Source organism: Halomonas sp. ND22Bw (assembly GCF_003011945.1).
Lineage (GTDB): Bacteria > Pseudomonadota > Gammaproteobacteria > Pseudomonadales > Halomonadaceae > Halomonas > Halomonas halophila.
Map to the genome: position 1 here is coordinate 142589 of NZ_PXWD01000002.1, position 18842 is coordinate 161430.

General features: G+C 68.2%; 11 protein-coding genes. 9 read left to right on the top strand and 2 right to left on the bottom strand.

Annotated elements, in window-relative coordinates; genetic code table 11:
* Positions 1-42: 42 nt before the first annotated feature.
* The 5 genes from gltB (at position 43) to eno (ending at position 9976) form a co-directional block, all read left to right on the top strand.
* Positions 43-4491 carry a glutamate synthase large subunit gene (gene gltB / locus CVH10_RS03560; protein ID WP_035592627.1) on the top strand — a complete coding sequence of 1483 codons (4449 nt, stop codon included), beginning with the start codon at positions 43-45 and terminating at the stop codon, positions 4489-4491.
* A 23-nt stretch (positions 4492-4514) separates the two neighbouring features.
* The gene (locus CVH10_RS03565; RefSeq protein ID WP_035592624.1) at positions 4515-5933 is read left to right on the top strand and encodes an FAD-dependent oxidoreductase; all 1419 of its coding nucleotides are present in this window, start codon (positions 4515-4517) and stop codon (positions 5931-5933) included.
* Positions 5934-6135: 202 nt separating this feature from the next.
* On the top strand, positions 6136-7791 hold the full coding sequence (locus tag CVH10_RS03570; RefSeq protein WP_106487835.1) for a CTP synthase: 1656 nt from the start codon (positions 6136-6138) through the stop codon (positions 7789-7791).
* 5 nt (positions 7792-7796) lie between these two features.
* Positions 7797-8648, top strand: a complete 852-nt coding sequence (gene kdsA / locus CVH10_RS03575) for a 3-deoxy-8-phosphooctulonate synthase (protein ID WP_035592619.1) — start codon at positions 7797-7799, stop codon at positions 8646-8648.
* Positions 8649-8683: 35 nt separating this feature from the next.
* Positions 8684-9976, top strand: coding sequence for a phosphopyruvate hydratase (eno, locus tag CVH10_RS03580; RefSeq protein ID WP_106487836.1), 1293 nt, complete (start codon positions 8684-8686; stop codon positions 9974-9976).
* A 488-nt stretch (positions 9977-10464) separates the two neighbouring features.
* Here eno and fdxA read toward each other — a convergent pair whose 3' ends face one another.
* Together fdxA and mutS are read right to left on the bottom strand one after the other, a co-directional pair.
* Positions 10465-10788: a ferredoxin FdxA gene (gene fdxA / locus CVH10_RS03585; protein WP_035592614.1), complete on the bottom strand. Its 324-nt coding sequence runs from the start codon at positions 10786-10788 to the stop codon at positions 10465-10467.
* 216 nt (positions 10789-11004) lie between these two features.
* Complete coding sequence (mutS, locus tag CVH10_RS03590; protein ID WP_106487837.1) at positions 11005-13590, bottom strand: DNA mismatch repair protein MutS; 2586 nt, start codon at positions 13588-13590, stop codon at positions 11005-11007.
* A gap of 320 nt (positions 13591-13910) precedes the next feature.
* On the opposite strand from mutS, the gene CVH10_RS03595 reads away from it, so the two are divergent.
* The 4 genes from CVH10_RS03595 to alaS all read left to right on the top strand — a co-directional run bounded on the left by CVH10_RS03595 (position 13911) and on the right by alaS (position 18836).
* Positions 13911-14405: a CinA family protein gene (locus tag CVH10_RS03595; protein ID WP_106487838.1), complete on the top strand. Its 495-nt coding sequence runs from the start codon at positions 13911-13913 to the stop codon at positions 14403-14405.
* A 159-nt stretch (positions 14406-14564) separates the two neighbouring features.
* On the top strand, positions 14565-15623 hold the full coding sequence (gene recA / locus CVH10_RS03600; protein WP_106487839.1) for a recombinase RecA: 1059 nt from the start codon (positions 14565-14567) through the stop codon (positions 15621-15623).
* Positions 15624-15626: 3 nt separating this feature from the next.
* Complete coding sequence (locus CVH10_RS03605; protein WP_035592608.1) at positions 15627-16100, top strand: regulatory protein RecX; 474 nt, start codon at positions 15627-15629, stop codon at positions 16098-16100.
* A 129-nt stretch (positions 16101-16229) separates the two neighbouring features.
* Entirely contained in the window at positions 16230-18836 is a 2607-nt protein-coding gene (gene alaS / locus CVH10_RS03610) for an alanine--tRNA ligase (protein ID WP_035592607.1), read from the top strand.
* The last annotated feature ends 6 nt before the right edge of the window (positions 18837-18842 follow it).

An 18842-nucleotide genomic window follows, 5' to 3' on the forward strand; every position in this document is an offset into this window, starting at 1 on the left:
CAAGAAACTGCGAAGTACACCTTTTCAACCTGAGGCACGCCCATGAACAGAGGTCTTCATCAACCCGGCGAGTTTCGTGACAACTGCGGGTTCGGTCTGATCGCCCACATGGAGGGCCAGGCCAGCCACGATCTGCTGCAGACCGCCATCGAATCGCTGACCTGCATGACCCACCGCGGCGGCATCGCCGCCGACGGCAAGACCGGCGACGGCTGCGGCCTGCTGCTGAAGATGCCCGAGGCCTTCATGCGCGAGGTGGCCCGAGAGGCCCTGGGCGTGGAGCTGGGTAGCCGCTTCGCGGTGGGCGCGATCTTCCTGCCCGACGACGACGCCCGCGAGGCCGCGGCCCGCGAGACCCTCGAACGTGAACTCGAGGCCCGTGGCCTGATCGTGCAGGGCTGGCGCGACGTGCCGGTCGACCCGAGCGTCTGCGGTCCCATGGCGCTGGACTGCCTGCCGCGCATCCGCCAGCTGTTCGTCGAGCCCGGCGAGACCGCCGCGGACACCTTCGACGTCGAGCTCTTCATGGCCCGTCGCCGTGCCGAGCAGGCGCTGCGCGACGACGAGGACTTCTACGTCAGCTCGCTGTCCTCCGAAGTCGTTTCCTACAAGGGTCTGGTGATGCCGGTCGACCTGCCGGCCTTCTATCGCGACCTGGGTGACGAGCGTCTGGAGACCGCCATCTGCGTCTTCCACCAGCGCTTCTCCACCAACACCGCGCCGCGCTGGCCGCTGGCCCAGCCGTTCCGCCTGATGGCTCACAACGGCGAGATCAACACCATCGAGGCCAACCGCGGCTGGGCGAACTCCCGCAAGGAGAACTTCGTCAGCGAGCGCCTGCCCGACATCGCCGAGCTCGACGAGATCGTCAACACCACCGGCTCCGACTCCTCGAGCATGGACAACATGCTGGAAGTGCTGCTGACCGGCGGCATGGAGCTGCATCGCGCGGTGCGCATGATGGTGCCGCCGGCCTGGCAGAACGTCGAGATCATGGACGGCGACCTGCGTGCCTTCTACGAATACAACTCCATGCACATGGAGCCGTGGGACGGCCCGGCCGGCGTGGTCATGACCGACGGCCGCCAGGCGGTCTGCATGCTCGACCGCAACGGCCTGCGTCCGGCGCGCTGGGTGATCACCAAGAACGGCTACATCACCCTGGCCTCCGAGATCGGCACCTACGACTACAAGCCCGAGGACGTGGTGGCCAAGGGTCGCGTCGGCCCCGGCCAGATCCTGGCCGTGGACACCCAGACCGGCGAGGTCCTGCACACCCAGGACATCGACTCGCGTCTCAAGTCCGCCTATCCCTACAAGCGCTGGCTGAAGCAGGAAGCCAACTACCTCGAGTCCGCGCTCACCGAGCTGGCCCGCTTCCAGAACATGGATGCCGAGACCCTGGCGGTGCGTCAGAAGATGTTCCAGGTCAGCTTCGAGGAGCGTGACCAGGTGCTGCGCCCGCTGGCCGAGAGCGGTCAGGAAGCGGTGGGCTCCATGGGCGACGACACGCCCATGGCGGTGCTGTCCGGCAAGAAGCGGCTGCTGACCGACTACTTCCGCCAGAAGTTCGCCCAGGTCACCAACCCGGCCATCGATCCGCTGCGCGAGTCGATCGTGATGTCGCTGGAGAGCTGCATCGGCGCCGAGCGCAACGTCTTCGCGGCGACGCCCGATCACGCCCATCGCCTGGTGCTGACCACGCCGGTGCTGTCGCCGCGCAAGTTCACCGCCCTGGTGACCCACGAGGATCCGGCCTTCAACAGCCATACCCTGTCGCTGGCCTACGATCCCGAGACCACCGGGCTCAAGGCCGCGCTGCAGGCGCTGTGCGACGAGGCCGCCCAGGCCGCCCGCGACGGCAAGGTGCTGCTGGTGCTGTCCGACGCCGAGGTGGCCAAGGGCCAGCTGCCGATCCACGCCGCCCTGGCGGTCGGTGCCGTGCACCATCACCTCGGCCGGCTGGCGCTGCGCCCGCGGGTCAACCTGATCGTCGAGACCGGCTACGCCCGCGACGCCCACCAGATGGCGGTGCTGTTCGGCGTGGGCGCCACCGCGGTCTACCCGTGGCTGGCCTACCAGGTCATGGCCGACATGCATCGCACCGGCGAGCTGGTCGGCAACCCGGCCGACGCCCGCGAGAACTATCGCAAGGGGCTGCAGAAGGGCCTGTTCAAGATCCTGTCCAAGATGGGCATCTCGACCCTGGCCTCCTATCGCGGCTCCCAGCTGTTCGAGGCGGTGGGCCTGGCCTCCGAGGTGATGGACCTGTGCTTCACCGGCATGGCCTCGCGCATCGAGGGCACCGGCTTCGCCGAGCTGCAGCTGCAGCAGGAACTGCTGGCCAAGGACGCCTGGTCGCCGCGCAAGAGCATCTCCCACGGCGGCCTGATGAAGTACGTCCACGGCCACGAGTACCACGCCTATAACCCGGACGTGGTCAAGGCCCTGCAGGAAGCGGTGCAGGAAGGCGATTACGCCAAGTGGAAGACGTTCGCGGGCCTGGTCAACGACCGTGAGCCGGCCACCATCCGCGACCTGCTGCGCCTCAAGCCGGCCGAGACGGCGCTGCCGCTGGACGAGATCGAGCCGGTCGAGGACCTGCTGCCGCGCTTCGACAGCGCCGGCATGTCGCTGGGCGCGCTGTCGCCGGAGGCCCACGAGGCCCTGGCCCAGGCCATGAACGAGGCCGGCGGTCGCTCCAACTCCGGCGAGGGCGGCGAGGATCCGGCGCGCTACGGCACCGTCCGCAGCTCCAAGATCAAGCAGATCGCCTCCGGCCGCTTCGGCGTCACCCCGGCCTATCTGGCCAACGCCGAGGTGCTGCAGATCAAGGTGGCTCAGGGGGCCAAGCCCGGCGAGGGCGGCCAGCTGCCCGGCGGCAAGGTCAACGGCCTGATCGCCCGGCTGCGCTACGCGGTGCCCGGCGTGACCCTGATCTCGCCGCCGCCGCACCACGACATCTACTCCATCGAGGACCTGGCGCAGCTGATCTTCGACCTCAAGCAGGTCAATCCCAGCGCCCAGGTGTCGGTGAAGCTGGTCTCCGAGCCCGGCATCGGCACCATCGCCACCGGCGTGGCCAAGGCCTATGCCGACCTGATCACCGTGTCCGGCTATGACGGCGGCACCGCGGCCAGCCCGCTGACCTCGATCAAGCACGCCGGCAGCCCCTGGGAGCTCGGTCTGCCCGAGGTCCACCAGGCGTTGCGCATCAACGGGCTGCGCGACAAGATCCGCCTGCAGACCGACGGCGGTCTGAAGACCGGCCTCGACGTGATCAAGGCGGCGATCCTCGGCGCCGAGAGCTTCGGCTTCGGCACCGCACCGATGGTCGCCCTGGGCTGCAAGTACCTGCGCATCTGCCACCTCAACAACTGCGCGACCGGCGTCGCCACCCAGCATCAGGCCCTGCGCGACGAGCACTTCCGTGGCACCGTCGACATGGTCAAGCACTACTTCCGCTTCATCGCCGAGGAAGTGCGCGAGCTGATGGCCCTGCTGGGCGTGCGTCAGCTCACCGACCTGATCGGCCGCACCGACCTGCTCGAGGCGATCGAGGGCGTGACGGATTCACAGCGCCGCCTGGACCTGTCGCCGCTGATGACCAACGACTTCGTGCCCGCCGAGGCGCCGCAGTTCTGCGAGGTCAGCCGCAACGAGCCCCACGACCCGGGGGCCAAGAACCAGGAGATGCTCGAGGCGCTCAAGGCCGCCATCGAGGCCGGGTCCGGCGGTGAGTTCGACTTCACGATCACCAACTGCGACCGCTCCGTCGGTGCGCTGGTCTCCGGCGCCATCGCCAAGCGTTACGGCGAGGCGGGGCTCGAGGACGCGCCGCTGACCGCGCGCTTCACCGGCGTGGCCGGCCAGAGCTTCGGCGTGTGGAACGCCCGTGGCCTCAACCTCTACCTCGAGGGCGACGCCAACGACTACGTCGGCAAGGGCATGAACGGCGGTCAGGTGACCATCGTGCCGCCCCGCGGCAGCGGCTTCGAGAGCCACAAGACGGCGATCATCGGCAATACCTGCCTCTACGGCGCCACCGGCGGCACGCTGTACGCCGCGGGTACCGCCGGCGAGCGTTTCGGGGTGCGCAACTCCGGCGCCCAGGCGGTGATCGAGGGGGCCGGCGACCACTGCTGCGAGTACATGACCGGTGGCCTGATCACCGTGCTCGGCGAGGTGGGCGTCAACTTCGGTGCCGGCATGACCGGCGGCTTCGCCTACGTGCTGGACGAGGACCGCAGCTTCGTCGACAAGTACAACCATGAACTGGTGGAGATCCACCGCGTCAACACCGAGGCCATGGAGGCCCATCGGCGACACCTGAGGGAAATCATCGAGGAATACGTCGCGCAGACCGGCTCCCAGCGCGGTCGCGACATCCTCGAGGACTTCAGCGACTTCATCCGTCATTTCTGGCTGGTGAAGCCCAAGGCGGCGAGCCTCGCCAGCCTGCTGGATGAATCCCGTCGGCGTCCCGAGTAAGCCTGGAGAGAGGAGCGAGTAACATGGCCAACCGTTTGAACAACGACTTCCAGTTCATCGACGTGGGTCGCCAGGACCCCGAGAAGAAGGCGGCGTCGACGCGGGCGAAGCAGTTCGCCGAGATCTACGAGCCGTTCCAGCCGCAGGATGCCGCGAGCCAGGCACACCGCTGCCTGTCCTGCGGCAACCCTTACTGCGAATGGAAGTGCCCGGTTCACAACTACATTCCCAACTGGCTGAAGCTGGTCAGCGAGGGCAACATCCTGGAGGCCGCCGAGCTCTCCCACCGCACCAACTCGCTGCCCGAGGTGTGCGGCCGGGTATGCCCGCAGGATCGCCTGTGCGAGGGCGACTGCACCCTCAACGACGGCTTCGGTGCGGTGACCATCGGGTCGGTGGAGAAGTACATCACCGACACCGCCTTCGCCATGGGCTGGCGCCCGGACATGTCCCGGGTGACCTGGACCGACAAGAAGGTGGCGATCATCGGCGCCGGCCCGGCGGGCCTCGGCTGTGCCGACATCCTGGTGCGCAACGGCGTCAAGCCGGTGGTGTTCGACAAGAACCCCGAGATCGGCGGCCTGCTGACCTTCGGCATTCCCGAGTTCAAGCTCGAGAAGACCGTGATGGAGCGTCGTCGCGCCGTCTTCGAGGAGATGGGCGTCGAGTTCTGCCTGGGGGTCGAGATCGGCACCGACATGCCGTTCGACAGGCTGCTCGAGGAGTACGACGCGGTGTTCCTCGGCATGGGCACCTACAAGTACATGGAAGGCGGCTTCCCGGGCGAGGACCTGCCGGGCGTGCACAAGGCGCTCGACTACCTGATCGCCAACGTGAACCACTGCCTGGGCTTCGAGAAGGATCCGGCGGACTACGTCTCGCTGGAAGGCCAGAAGGTCGTGGTCCTCGGCGGCGGCGACACCGCCATGGACTGCAACCGCACCGCCATCCGCCAGGGGGCCGAGGCCGTGACCTGCGCCTACCGACGCGACGAGGACAACATGCCCGGCTCGCGCAAGGAGGTGGCCAACGCCCGCGAGGAGGGCGTGGAATTCCTGTTCAACCGCCAGCCGGTGGCGGTGGTCGGCGAGGACAGGGTCGAGGGCGTGAAGGTCGTGCGCACTCGTCTCGGTGAGCCCGACGAGAACGGTCGCCAGCGTCCCGAGGTGGTGCCGGGCTCCGAGGAAGTGGTGCCCGCCGACGCCGTGGTCATCGCCTTCGGCTTCCAGCCGAGCCCGGCGCCCTGGTTCGAGACCGTGGGCATCCAGGTCGACGAGAAGGGCCGGGTCAAGGCGCCGGAGCAGGGCGCCTACGCCTTCCAGACCACCAACGAGAAGATCTTCGCCGGTGGTGACATGGTGCGCGGCTCCGACCTGGTGGTCACCGCCGTGTACGAGGGCCGCCAGGCCGGCGAGGGCATCCTCGACTACCTGGACGTCTAAGCGCCGAGCGACGCTTAAGCGCCGCGCGACGCCCGACACGCCAACCCCGAGGCCTGAGCCTCGGGGTTTTTCGTTGCCGGTGTGGCGAGATGCCGCCGGCACGCAGCCCAAATTGAGCCGGGGACCGCACTCTGCTATTCTGTCGTCCCATCCTGGCGCGGCTTCCTGCCGGGCCTACCGATCACGTTTCGACAGGTTCTCCATGACACGATATATCTTCGTGACCGGCGGCGTTGTGTCCTCTCTCGGCAAGGGCATCGCGTCGGCTTCGCTGGCGGCGATTCTCGAGGCACGGGGCCTCAAGGTCACCATGCTCAAGCTCGATCCCTACATCAATGTGGATCCGGGCACCATGAGTCCCTTCCAGCATGGCGAGGTGTTCGTCACCGAGGATGGGGCGGAAACCGACCTGGACCTCGGTCACTACGAGCGCTTCATCCGCACGAAGATGAGCCAGGCCAACAACTTCACCACCGGGCGCGTCTACGAGCACGTGCTGCGCAAGGAGCGCCGCGGCGACTACCTGGGCGGCACCGTGCAGGTGATTCCGCACATCACCGACGAGATCAAGCATCGCGTCTATGAAGGCGGCAAGGGCGCCGACGTGGCGCTGGTCGAGATCGGCGGCACCGTGGGCGACATCGAGTCGCTGCCGTTCCTCGAATCGATCCGTCAGATTCGCAGCGAGCTGGGCGCGAGCCGGGCGATCTTCATGCACCTGACCCTGGTGCCCTACATCCAGACCGCCGGCGAGACCAAGACCAAGCCGACCCAGCACAGCGTCAAGGAGCTGCGCTCGATCGGCATCCAGCCGGATATCCTGATCTGCCGCAGCGAGGTCGAGCTCGAGGAGACCGAGCGCCGCAAGATCGCGCTGTTCACCAACGTCGAGGAGCGTGCGGTCATTCCGCTGCAGGACGCCGATACCATCTATCGCATTCCGCTGATGCTGCACCAGCACGGCCTCGACGAGATCGTCTGCGACAAGCTGCGCCTGGAGGCCAGCGAGGCCGACCTGTCCGAGTGGATCCGCGTGCTCGACGCCAAGCTCAATCCGCTCAAGTCGATCAACATCGCCATGGTCGGCAAGTACATGGAGCTGCTCGACGCCTACAAGTCGCTCAACGAGGCGCTGGTGCACGCCGGCATCCAGACCCGGGTCAAGGTCAACATCGACTACATCGACTCCGAGGACATCGAGCGTCACGGTCCGGAACGCCTGGCCGGCAAGGACGCGATCCTGGTGCCCGGCGGCTTCGGCGAGCGCGGCGTGGAAGGCAAGATCGCCACCGCCCGCTTCGCCCGCGAGAACGGCATTCCGTATCTCGGCATCTGCCTCGGCATGCAGGTGGCGGTGATCGAATTCGCCCGTCACGTGGCCGGCTGGGACGACGCCAATTCCACCGAGTTCACCCACGATACCCAGCACCCGGTGGTGGGCCTGATCACCGAGTGGCTGAGCCCGGAAGGCAAGATCGAGCTGCGCGACGAGGCCTCCGATCTGGGCGGCACCATGCGCCTGGGCGGCCAGGTCTGCCACCTGGCGACCGGCTCCAGGGCTCGCGAGGCCTATGGCAACGAGGAGATCGTCGAGCGCCACCGTCACCGCTACGAGGTCAACGACCAGTTCGTCGCCGACCTGGAGCAGGCCGGCCTGGTGGTCTCCGGCCGCAGCGTCGACAACTCCCTGGTGGAGATGGTCGAGCTGCCCGATCATCCCTGGTTCGTGGCCTGCCAGTTCCACCCGGAGTTCACCTCCACGCCGCGTGACGGCCACCCGCTGTTCACCGGTTTCGTGAACGCGGCGCTGGAGCACAAGGCGGTGCGCACCCGCGCCCAGAGTTCCCCACAGGAGTGAGCGTCATGCCCGTCCCGGAACGCCTGATCGACATTGCCGGCCTCCGGGTCGGCAATGACCAGCCGCTGACGCTGTTCGGCGGCATGAACGTGCTGGAATCCCGCGAGCTGGCCCTCGAGGTGGCCGAGGCCTATGTCGAGGTCACCGGCCGGCTCGGTATCCCGTACGTGTTCAAGGCCAGCTTCGACAAGGCCAACCGCAGTTCCATCCACTCCTTCCGCGGCCCCGGTCTCGACCGGGGCCTGGCGATCCTCGCCGAAGTGAAGGAACGCTTCGGCGTGCCGATCATCACCGACGTGCACGAACCCTGGCAGGCGGCACCCGCCGCCGAAGTGGCCGATGTCATTCAGCTGCCGGCCTTCCTCGCCCGCCAGACCGACCTCGTCGTGGCGATGGCCGAGACCGAGGCGGCCATCAACATCAAGAAGCCCCAGTTCCTGGCGCCTCACGAGATGCGCCACATCCTGCGCAAGTGCGAGGAGGCCGGCAACGACCGGCTGATCCTGTGCGAGCGCGGCACCAGTTTCGGCTACAACAACCTGGTGGTCGATATGCTGGGCTTCGGTGAGATGAAAGAGACCGGCTACCCGCTGCTGTTCGACGTCACCCACGCCCTGCAGCGGCCCGGCGGTCGCTCGGACAGCGCCGACGGGCGCCGTGCCCAGGTCGCCGAGCTGGCTCGCGCCGGCGTGGCCGTCGGGCTCGCCGGGGTGTTCCTGGAGTCCCACCCGGACCCGGACAACGCCAAGTGCGACGGCCCCTGCGCCCTGCCGCTCGATCGTCTCGAGCCCTTCCTGGCCCAGCTCAAGGCGCTCGACGAGCTGGTCAAGGGGTTCGCGCCGCTCGAGATTTCCTGATTTCCCCAACGCTGACTCACTAAGGACGAGACAACATGACCAAGATCGTCGACGTTCGCGCCCTCGAGGTGCTCGATTCCCGCGGCAACCCCACCGTTCAGGCCGAGGTGCGTCTGGAGAGCGGTGCCGTGGGCACGGCCTGTGCCCCCAGCGGAGCCTCCACCGGTTCTCGCGAGGCCCTCGAGCTGCGCGATGGCGACAAGGCCCGCTACCTGGGCAAGGGCGTGTTGAAGGCCGTGGAGGCCGCCAACGGCGTCATCCGTGAGCGTCTGGTCGGCATGGACGCGCGTGACCAGCGTGCCCTGGACGAGGCCATGCTCGAGCTCGACGGCACCGACAACAAGGCCACCCTGGGCGCCAACGCCATCCTCGCCGTGTCGCTGGCCGCCGCCAAGGCTGCCGCCAACGCCAAGGGTGCGCCGCTCTATGCCCACATCGCCGAGCTCTACGGCCAGCCGAGCCGGTTCCGCATGCCGGTGCCGATGATGAACATCCTCAACGGCGGCGAGCATGCCGACAACAACGTCGACATCCAGGAGTTCATGATCCAGCCGGTGGGCGCGCCGAGCTTCCGCGAAGGCCTGCGCATGGGCGCCGAGATCTTCCACGCCCTGAAGAAGGTCCTCGCCGGCCGTGGCCTGTCCACCTCCGTGGGCGACGAGGGCGGCTTCGCGCCGAACCTGGCGTCCAACGCCGAGGCCCTGGCGGTGATCAAGCAGGCGGTGTCCGACGCCGGCTACGAGCTCGGCCGCGACATCACCCTGGCCCTCGACTGCGCCTCCTCCGAGTTCTACAAGGATGGCGTCTACGATCTCGCCGGCGAGGGCAAGCAGTACGACGCCGCCGGCTTCGCCGACTACCTGGCCGAGCTCTGCGACCAGTATCCGATCGTCTCCATCGAGGACGGCATGGACGAGTCCGACTGGGGCGGCTGGAAGGCGCTGACCGACAAGGTTGGCGACAAGGTGCAGCTGGTCGGCGACGATCTCTTCGTCACCAACACGCGCATCCTCAAGCGCGGCATCGACGAGCAGATCGGCAACTCCATCCTGATCAAGTTCAACCAGATCGGCTCGCTGTCCGAGACCCTGGACGCCATCCGGATGGCCCAGGACGCCGGCTTCACCGCGGTGATCTCCCACCGCAGCGGCGAGACCGAGGACACCACCATCGCCGACCTGGCCGTGGGCACCGCCGCCGGCCAGATCAAGACCGGCTCGCTGTGCCGCTCCGACCGCGTCGCCAAGTACAACCGCCTGCTGGTGATCGAGCAGGAGCTGGGTGAGCGCGTGGACTACCCGGGCCGCAGTGCCATCAAGGGGCAGTAAGCGGCGCCGATCGGCGGTCCTCGTGTAGGAAATCGCCTACACGGGGCCGGCGACATTCGTGACATCTCGCTCGACAATACCGGCGCCTTCCAGGCGTCGGTATTTTTTATCCCGTTGTTTTTGAAGGCTTTTTTCTGAGCGTGGAGAGGGTGGCGTCGTGTCGGGCGCGAGAAGGCCCGGTTGAGAAGTCGCGCAGGACTGCCAGAATGGTCAGCGGGACAAGGGAGAGCGGAGTCTCTCCCGGCAGGACGCCACGGGATGCAGTCTCAAGCCGAGCCCGGTGTCGCAGGACGCGGCTTCCGGGCAGGGAAGGCTAGGAGTTCGAGCGGAAGGAACCGCTCAAGGATGGCTAGGAGCGGGCGACCTTCGGGTCGCCTTCCTTTTGCCTGGGTGTTCTCCTTCATCGCAGTGCGAAACGACGACGCCGAATGTCGAGAGACATTCGGCGTCGTCGTGTCTGGGCTTCGCTCGAGCGTCTTGCCCGGGGCTCAGCGCTCCAGCTGGTCCGCCTTGCCGGGCTTGCCGTCCCATTCCTCGGCGTCGGGCAGCGGGTCCTTCTTCTCGGTGATGTTTGGCCACGTCTCCGCCAGCTCGGCGTTGATCTCGATGAACTGTTCCTGGCCTTCCGGTAGCTCGTCCTCGGAGAAGATCGCCTCGGCCGGGCACTCGGGCTCGCACAGCGCGCAGTCGATGCACTCGTCGGGGTGGATCACCAGGAAGTTGGGTCCTTCATAGAAGCAGTCCACCGGGCAGACCTCGACACAGTCGGTGTACTTGCACTTGATGCAGTTTTCGGTGACGACGAATGTCATGCCAGTCTCCCTTCCTCGGCCGGGGCGCGCCGCGGCCAGTCGGTCTTGAATGTCGAATTGAGTTATAAAAACTTCTGCTTTTATAATAAGTAGAACTTGATCGAACCATTTTAGTCGGCCCGCCATGCTGCCCGCAAGCCGTGGCGCGTCGAGTCGATGGCATCGCCGCCGCCCGAGGGCGACGGCGATGACCGGCGCTTGTATCGGTCTTCCGTCCTACAGGCTGTCCTGCCACCGGTACAGCCATTCCAGTGCCTGGCGTGGGCTCAGCTCGTCCAGCGCCAGCCCCGAGAGGCTCTCCACCATCGGATGCGGGGCGCTGGCGAACAGATCCGCCTGCTGCGGTGACGCCTCTTCGCCTTCGCGGGGTTCCACCGGCGCGCGCTGGCCCTGGTCGACCTCCTGCTGCTCCAGCGTCGCGAGCTTCTCCCGGGCCCGGGCGATCACGCCCTGGGGCACGCCGGCCAGCTGGGCGACCTGCAGGCCGTAACTCTGGCTGGCCGGGCCGTCCTCCACCCGGTGCATGAAGACGATGCCGTCGCGGTGCTCCGCCGCCGTCAGATGCACGTTGGCCACGCTCTCGGCTTGTTCGGCCAGCGCGGTCATCTCGAAGTAGTGGGTGGCGAACAGCGTGAAGGCGCGGGTGCGGGTCAGGTGTTCGGCGCTGGCCCAGGCCAGCGACAGGCCGTCGAAGGTGCTGGTACCGCGGCCGATCTCGTCCATCAGCACCAGGCTGTGGTCGGTGGCGTTGTGCAGGATGTTGGCGGTCTCGGTCATCTCCACCATGAAGGTCGAGCGGCCGCCGGCCAGGTCGTCGGAGGAACCGATGCGGGTGAAGATGCGATCCACCGGGCCGATGCTCGCGCTGTCGGCCGGCACGAAGCTGCCGGTGTGGGCGAGCAGGGTGATCAGCGCCGCCTGGCGCATGTAGGTGGACTTGCCGCCCATGTTGGGGCCGGTGATCACCAGCATGCGCCGCGCGTCGTCCATCACCATGTCGTTGGGCACGAAGGGCGCCTCGCTGACCCGCTCGACCACCGGGTGGCGGCCGCCGCGGATGTCGAGGCCCGGCGCCTCCGGCAGCGCCGGGCGAGCCAGGTCCAGCGAACGCGCGCGCTCGGCCAGCGCGGCCAGCACGTCCAGGGCGGCCAGGGAGCGGCCGGTGGCCTGCAGCGGGGCCAGTTCGGCGTTGAGGTCGTCGAGCAGGCCGTCGTAGAGCAGCTTCTCCCGGGCCAGGGCGCGGGACTTGGCCGACAGCGCCTTGTCCTCGAACTCCTTGAGCTCGGGGATGATGAAGCGCTCGGCGTTCTTCAGCGTCTGGCGGCGGATGTAGTCCACCGGCGCCTCGCGGGCCTGGGCGCGGGGAATCTCGATGTAGTAGCCATGGACCCGGTTGTAGCCGACCTTGAGGCCGGTCAGTCCGGTGCGCTCGCGCTCGCGAGTCTCGAGCTGCACCAGGTAGTCGCCGGCGTGCTCGGCCAGGCCGCGATGCTCGTCGAGCTCGGCGTCGAAGCCCTCGGCGATCACGCCGCCGTCGCGGATCACCACCGGCGGGTTCTCGACCAGCGCGCGGCCCAGGGTGTCGGCGAGCGCGGGATAGGGGCGGATATGGCGCTTGAGCTCGTCCAGCGCGGTGCCGTCCTCGTACTCGGCGAGCTCGGCCTCGAGTTCGGGCAGCGCCGCCAGGGCGTCGCGCAGCCGGGCGAGATCCCGGGGGCGGGCGCTGTACAGCGCCACCCGGGCCAGGATGCGCTCCACGTCGCCGATCGCCTTGAGCGTCTCGCCCAGCGGCAGGTAAACGTCGCGGTCGAGCAGGGCGGCCACGGCGGCCTGGCGGGCGCCGACCTGATCGCGGTCGCGCAGCGGGCGGTTGAGCCAGCGCTTGAGCAGCCGCGAGCCCATGGCGGTGGCGGTGGTGTCGAGCACGCTGGCCAGAGTGTTGTCGCTGCCGCCGCCCAGGTTGACGTCGATCTCCAGGTTGCGGCGGCTGGCGGCGTCGATCACCACGGCGTCGTCGCGGCTCTCGACGCCGATGGCGGTGACATGGGGCAGCTGCGAGCGCTGGGTGTCGCGGGCGTAGTCGATCAGCACCCCGGCGGCGGTGAGTGCGGCCTCCAGATGGGCGCAGCCGAAGCCGCGCAGGTCCTGCACGGCGAACTGGTCGCACAGGGTGCGGGTGGCCGATTCCAGGTCGAACAGCCAGTCGCTCTGGCGGCGCAGGCCGCGACGCTCCTCGAGCGACGGCGGCAGGCTCAGGCTGTCGGCCACCAGCAGCTCGGCCGGATCGAGGCGGGTCAGCTCGGCCAGCATCTCGGCCTCGCCCTCCACCTCGAGCACGCTGAAGCGCCCGCTGGAGAGTTCCAGCCAGGCAAGCCCCCAGCGCTCGCCGGTCGGATGGATCGCCACCACCAGGTTGTCGCGGCGGGCGTCGAGCAGCGCCTCGTCGTAGAGGGTGCCGGGGGTGACGATGCGCACCACCTTGCGTTCCACCGGGCCCTTGGCGGCGGCCGGGTCGCCCATCTGCTCGCAGATGGCCACCGACTCGCCGGCGGCGACCAGGCGCGCCAGGTAGCCCTCGGCGCTGTGGTAGGGCACGCCGGCCATGGGAATCGGCTGGCCGGCCGACTGGCCGCGCTGGGTCAGGGTGATGTCCAGCAGCGCCGCGGCGCGCTTGGCGTCGTCGAAGAAGAGTTCGTAGAAGTCGCCCATGCGGTAGAACAGCAGCACCTGGGGGTGCTCGCGCTTGATCTTCAGATACTGGGCCATCATCGGCGTGTGCGGCTTGGTGCTGGCCTGTGACATGGGCTTCCCTGGCTGGCGGTGGAGACGGTGAGAAACGCGGATGTCGGGATGGCGTGGGGTGCCATGCATCTCGCGGACAAAGCCAGTATTCTACGCCCAAGGATGGCCGTCGTCAGGGCCATCAAGACAACCTCGGAGCCAGCGTTGCCGTCGTTGCAGCGGGCTGATCCGGCGACAGATCTGCGAGGGGGCGCTGTGAACCCTTCCATGGGCGCTACCGATGCCATCCCTGGCATAGGACCCCCTCTGCGATCTGTCCCCGGCGCCCGCGCATCGTGATCCGTGGCGACCGGCCGCATGCGAGAATTGGAGAGAAGCCGATGTCCGTATCGCCCGAGACGCGCCGTCTCGCCGAGCGCCTCGGTGCGCTGTGCCGGGAGCGCGGCGCGAGCGTCGCCACCGCCGAGTCCTGCACCGGCGGCGGGGTGGCGAATGCCATCACCGAGATCGCCGGCAGCTCGGGCTACTTCGAGACCGGCTACGTGACCTATTCCAACGCCGCCAAGACGCGCCTGCTGGGCGTGTCCGAGGCGCTGCTCGAGCGTGTCGGGGCGGTCAGTCACGAGGTGGTCGAGGCCATGGTGGCCGGGGCCTGCGCCGAGAGCGGCGCCGATCTGGCCGTGGCCATCAGCGGCGTGGCCGGCCCCGGCGGCGGCAGCGCCGAGAAGCCGGTGGGCACGGTGTGGCTGGCCTGGGGTGCCCCGGGCCGGGTGCGCACCGAGCGTCACCACTTCGCCGGCGAGCGCGATGCGGTGCGCGACCAGGCCGTGAACGCCGCCCTCGAGGGGCTGATCGCCGAGCTGGAAAACGGCTAGTTCGGCCTCGGCCGATGCGGTCGGTTCGGGGTGGCCGAGCGGCTGCTTTTTCGTCATACTACTGTGCAGTCATACAGTGCTTTTCGGCGGCCGTCGCGCCGTCATTCCGCCAATGTTTCGTCATCGCCGTGCGTCACGGCGATCGCTTAGGAGACCCTCATGGCTCAGGACGACAATCGTTCCAAGGCGCTCAATGCCGCGCTTTCCCAGATCGAGCGCCAGTTCGGCAAGGGCACCGTGATGCGCCTGGGCGATACCCCGCGCGTGGTGATGCCGTCGGTATCCACCGGTTCCCTGGGGCTGGACATCGCCCTGGGCATCGGCGGCCTGCCCTTCGGCCGCGTGGTCGAGATCTTCGGCCCGGAATCCTCGGGCAAGACCACCCTGACCCTGTCGGTGATCGCCCAGGCCCAGAAGCAGGGCAAGACCTGCGCCTTCATCGACGCCGAGCACGCCCTCGACCCGAGCTACGCCGAGAAGCTCGGCGTCAACCTCGATGACCTGCTGGTCTCCCAGCCGGATACCGGCGAGCAGGCCCTCGAGATCTGCGACATGCTGGTGCGCTCCGGTGGTGTCGACGTGATCATCATCGACTCGGTGGCGGCGCTGACCCCGCGCGCCGAGATCGAAGGCGAGATGGGCGACTCCCACGTCGGCCTGCAGGCGCGGCTGATGTCCCAGGCGCTGCGCAAGATCACCGGCAACATCAAGAACGCCAACTGCATGGTGGTGTTCATCAACCAGATCCGCATGAAGATCGGCGTGATGTTCGGCAGCCCCGAGACCACCACCGGCGGCAACGCGCTCAAGTTCTACTCCAGCGTGCGCCTCGACATCCGCCGCACCGGATCGGTCAAGCAGGGCGACGAGGTCACCGGCAACGAGACCCGGGTCAAGGTGGTCAAGAACAAGGTCTCGCCGCCGTTCCGCCAGGCCGAGTTCCAGATCCTCTACGGCAAGGGCATCTATCACGCCGGCGAGGTGGTCGACCTGGGCGTGCAGTGCGGCCTGGTCGACAAGGCCGGCGCCTGGTACAGCTACCAGGGCAGCAAGATCGGCCAGGGCAAGGCCAACGCCGCCCAGTTCCTCGAGGACAACCCGGCGATCATGGAAGAGATCGAGAGCCAGATCCGCGCCCAGCTGCTGTCCTCGCCGGAGCCCAAGGAAGAGAGCGCCGAGGCCGAGGCGGACACCGACGCGGGCGGCGAGTCGTCCTGATCCATGGCGGGCCCTGTGCGATCGGAAGATGCCACGCCCCGCGATGACGCCATCCGCCTGCTGGCCCGGCGCGAGTATGCCCGGGCCGAGCTGCGCGACCGCCTGGCTGCCAAGGGCCATGCGCTCGAGGCGGTCGAGGCCTGCCTCGACGCGCTGGTCGAGCAGGGGCTGCAGTCCGACGTGCGCTTCGCCGAGAGTTTCCTGCGCTCCCGGGTCGCTCGCGGCCAGGGGCCGGTGCGCATCCGCGCCGAGCTCTCCCGCCGCGGCGTCGATGACGCCACCGCTCGTGGCGCCTTCGACGAGGCCGGCGGCGAGGTCGACTGGTTCGAGCTCGCCGCCACGACCCTGGCCCGGCGTTTCTCCGGCCCCGGCCAGGAACCCCGCGAGCGTGCCCGTCGCGAACGCTTCCTGGCCGGCCGCGGCTTCGATTTCGACCAGCTGCGGCATGCCATGAACCATGCCTGGGACGACGCCTGAACGCCCCGCCCTTTAGTCGCTTGACGACTGCGCTATAATGGGTCCCTTTGCGAACGCCCCGGGTGGCAGTCCGATGATGGCTGCCGTGCCCGTCCTGCGGGCCACCACGCCTATCGCCACGGATACCCCATGAAAAGCGCAGACATCAGACAGGCCTTTCTGAGTTACTTCGAGGAGCAGGGGCATACCATCGTGCCGTCCAGCTCCCTGGTGCCGAGCAACGACCCGACCCTGCTGTTCACCAATGCCGGGATGGTGCCGTTCAAGGACGTCTTCCTCGGCCGCGACCCGCGTCCCTACGTCCGTGCCACCTCGGCCCAGCGCTGCGTGCGCGCCGGCGGCAAGCACAACGACCTCGACAACGTCGGCTACACCGCCCGCCACCACACCTTCTTCGAGATGCTGGGCAACTTCAGCTTCGGCGACTACTTCAAGCGCGACGCCATCCGCTTCGCCTGGACCTTCCTCACCGAGGTGCTGGGGCTGCCGAAGGAGAAGCTGTGGGTCACCGTGCACGTCAGCGACGACGAGGCCGAGCGCATCTGGAAGGACGAGATCGGCGTCGATCCGGAGCGCTTCTCCAAGCTCGACGAGGACAACTTCTGGCAGATGGGCGACACCGGCCCCTGCGGTCCCAGCTCCGAGATCTTCTTCGATCACGGCGCCGAGGTCTGGGGCGGCCCTCCCGGCAGCCCCGAGGAGGACGGCGACCGCTACATCGAGATCTGGAACCTGGTGTTCATGCAGTTCGATCGCGACGCGGCCGGCGAGATGCATCCGCTGCCCAAGCCGTCCATCGACACCGGCATGGGCCTGGAGCGCATCGCCGCGGTGATGCAGGGCGTGCACTCGAACTACGAGATCGACCTGTTCCAGAACCTGCTCGAGGCGGCGGCCCGGGCCACCGGACATGACGACACGTCCACGCCCTCGCTGCGCGTGATCGCCGACCACATCCGCTCCTGCGCCTTCCTGATCACCGACGGCGTGCTGCCCTCCAACGAGGGGCGCGGCTATGTGCTGCGTCGGATCATCCGCCGCGCGGTGCGTCACGGACACAAGCTGGGTGCCCAGGGTCGCTTCTTCCACAAGCTGGTGGGCGCGCTGGACGCCGAGATGGGCGAGGCCTACCCGGAGCTGCGCGAGGCGCGCCACCAGATCGAGCGCGTGCTGCTGAAGGAAGAGGAGCAGTTCGCCCGCACCCTGGATCACGGCATGGGCCTGCTCGAGGAGGCGCTGGCCGGCCTCGAGGGCGACACCCTGCCGGGCGAGACGGTGTTCAAGCTCTATGACACCTACGGCTTCCCCTACGACCTGACCGCCGACGTCTGCCGCGAGCGCGGCGTGACCCTCGACGAGGCCGGCTTCGAGCGCGAACTGGAGGCCCAGCGCGAACGCGCCCGGGCGGCCAGCCAGTTCGGTGCCGCCTACGAGGCCTCGCTCGATCTGGAAGGCGAGACCGACTTCACCGGCTACGAGCGTCTCGAGGACCAGGCCGCGGTCACCGCCATCGTCGACCGCGAGGGCAATCCGCTGGACGGCCTCGAGGTCGAGCAGCGCGGCATGGTGGTGCTGGATCGCACGCCCTTCTACGCCGAATCCGGCGGCCAGGTGGGTGACACCGGTTACCTCGAGTTCGACGGCGGCCGCTTCCTGGTCACCGATACCCAGAAGCAGAGCGGTCACCACCTGCATCACGGCGTGCTGCTCGAGGGCGCGCTGGCGGTGGGCGACGCGGTGACGCCGCGGGTCGATGCCAGCCTGCGCGCGGCCAGCGTGCGTAATCACTCGGCGACTCACCTGATGCACGAGGCGCTGCGCATCGTGCTCGGCGAGCACGTCGAGCAGAAGGGCTCGCTGGTGACGCCCGAGCGCCTGCGCTTCGATTTCAGCCACTTCGAGCCGGTGAGCGCCGAGCAGCTGGCCGAGATCGAGCGACTGGTCAACGAGCAGGTGCTGGCCAACGCCGACACCCGCATCGAGCACATGACCCTGGACGAAGCCAAGGCGAAGGGCGCCGCGGCGCTGTTCGAAGCCAAGTACGCCGACAGCGTGCGGGTGCTGACCATCGGCGCCGACGACTTCTCGATCGAGCTGTGCGGTGGCACCCACGTGCGTCGCAGCGGCGACATCGGCTGCTTCCATATCGTCAGCGAGGCCGGCGTGGCCTCCGGCGTGCGCCGCATCGAGGCCATCACCGGCGAGGCCGCGCTGGCCTACTTCCGCGAGCAGGAAGCGCGGGTGTCACGCATCGGCGAGCGTCTCAAGGCCAAGCCCGAGCAGGTCGAGGAGCGCGTCGAATCGCTGGTCGAGCGCAATCGCGGCCTGGAGAAGGAGCTCGAGCGTCTCAAGGCCAAGCTGGCCAGCGCCGCCGGCAACGACCTGCTCGACGAGGCCCGTGAGGTCAAGGGCGTCAAGGTCCTGGCCAAGCGCCTGGAAGGCGTCTCGGGCAAGGAGCTGCGCGGCATGCTCGACCAGCTCAAGAACAAGCTGGGCTCCGGCATCGTGGTGCTCGGCGTGGCCGACGAGGCCGCCGGCAAGGTCAGCCTGATCGCCGGCGTCACCGACGACCTCACCGCCAGGGTCAAGGCCGGTGCGCTGGTCAACCACGTGGCCGGCCAGGTCGGCGGCAAGGGCGGCGGCCGACCCGACATGGCCCAGGCCGGCGGCAGCGATGCCGCGGCCCTGCCGGCGGCGCTGGAGAGCGTCCCGGCCTGGGTCGAGGAGGCGCTCTAGGCGTCA

What these genes read in the sequence shown, in the direction of transcription:
- kdsA (WP_035592619.1), top strand. Translation starts at nt 7,797, where the DNA reads ATGCCCGTCCCGGAACGCCTGATCGACATTGCCGGCCTCCGGGTCGGC.
- eno (WP_106487836.1), top strand. Translation starts at nt 8,684, where the DNA reads ATGACCAAGATCGTCGACGTTCGCGCCCTCGAGGTGCTCGATTCCCGC.
- CVH10_RS03605 (WP_035592608.1), top strand. Translation starts at nt 15,627, where the DNA reads ATGGCGGGCCCTGTGCGATCGGAAGATGCCACGCCCCGCGATGACGCC.
- alaS (WP_035592607.1), top strand. Translation starts at nt 16,230, where the DNA reads ATGAAAAGCGCAGACATCAGACAGGCCTTTCTGAGTTACTTCGAGGAG.
- recA (WP_106487839.1), top strand. Translation starts at nt 14,565, where the DNA reads ATGGCTCAGGACGACAATCGTTCCAAGGCGCTCAATGCCGCGCTTTCC.
- CVH10_RS03570 (WP_106487835.1), top strand. Translation starts at nt 6,136, where the DNA reads ATGACACGATATATCTTCGTGACCGGCGGCGTTGTGTCCTCTCTCGGC.
- mutS (WP_106487837.1), bottom strand. Translation starts at nt 13,590, where the DNA reads ATGTCACAGGCCAGCACCAAGCCGCACACGCCGATGATGGCCCAGTAT.
- CVH10_RS03565 (WP_035592624.1), top strand. Translation starts at nt 4,515, where the DNA reads ATGGCCAACCGTTTGAACAACGACTTCCAGTTCATCGACGTGGGTCGC.
- fdxA (WP_035592614.1), bottom strand. Translation starts at nt 10,788, where the DNA reads ATGACATTCGTCGTCACCGAAAACTGCATCAAGTGCAAGTACACCGAC.
- CVH10_RS03595 (WP_106487838.1), top strand. Translation starts at nt 13,911, where the DNA reads ATGTCCGTATCGCCCGAGACGCGCCGTCTCGCCGAGCGCCTCGGTGCG.
- gltB (WP_035592627.1), top strand. Translation starts at nt 43, where the DNA reads ATGAACAGAGGTCTTCATCAACCCGGCGAGTTTCGTGACAACTGCGGG.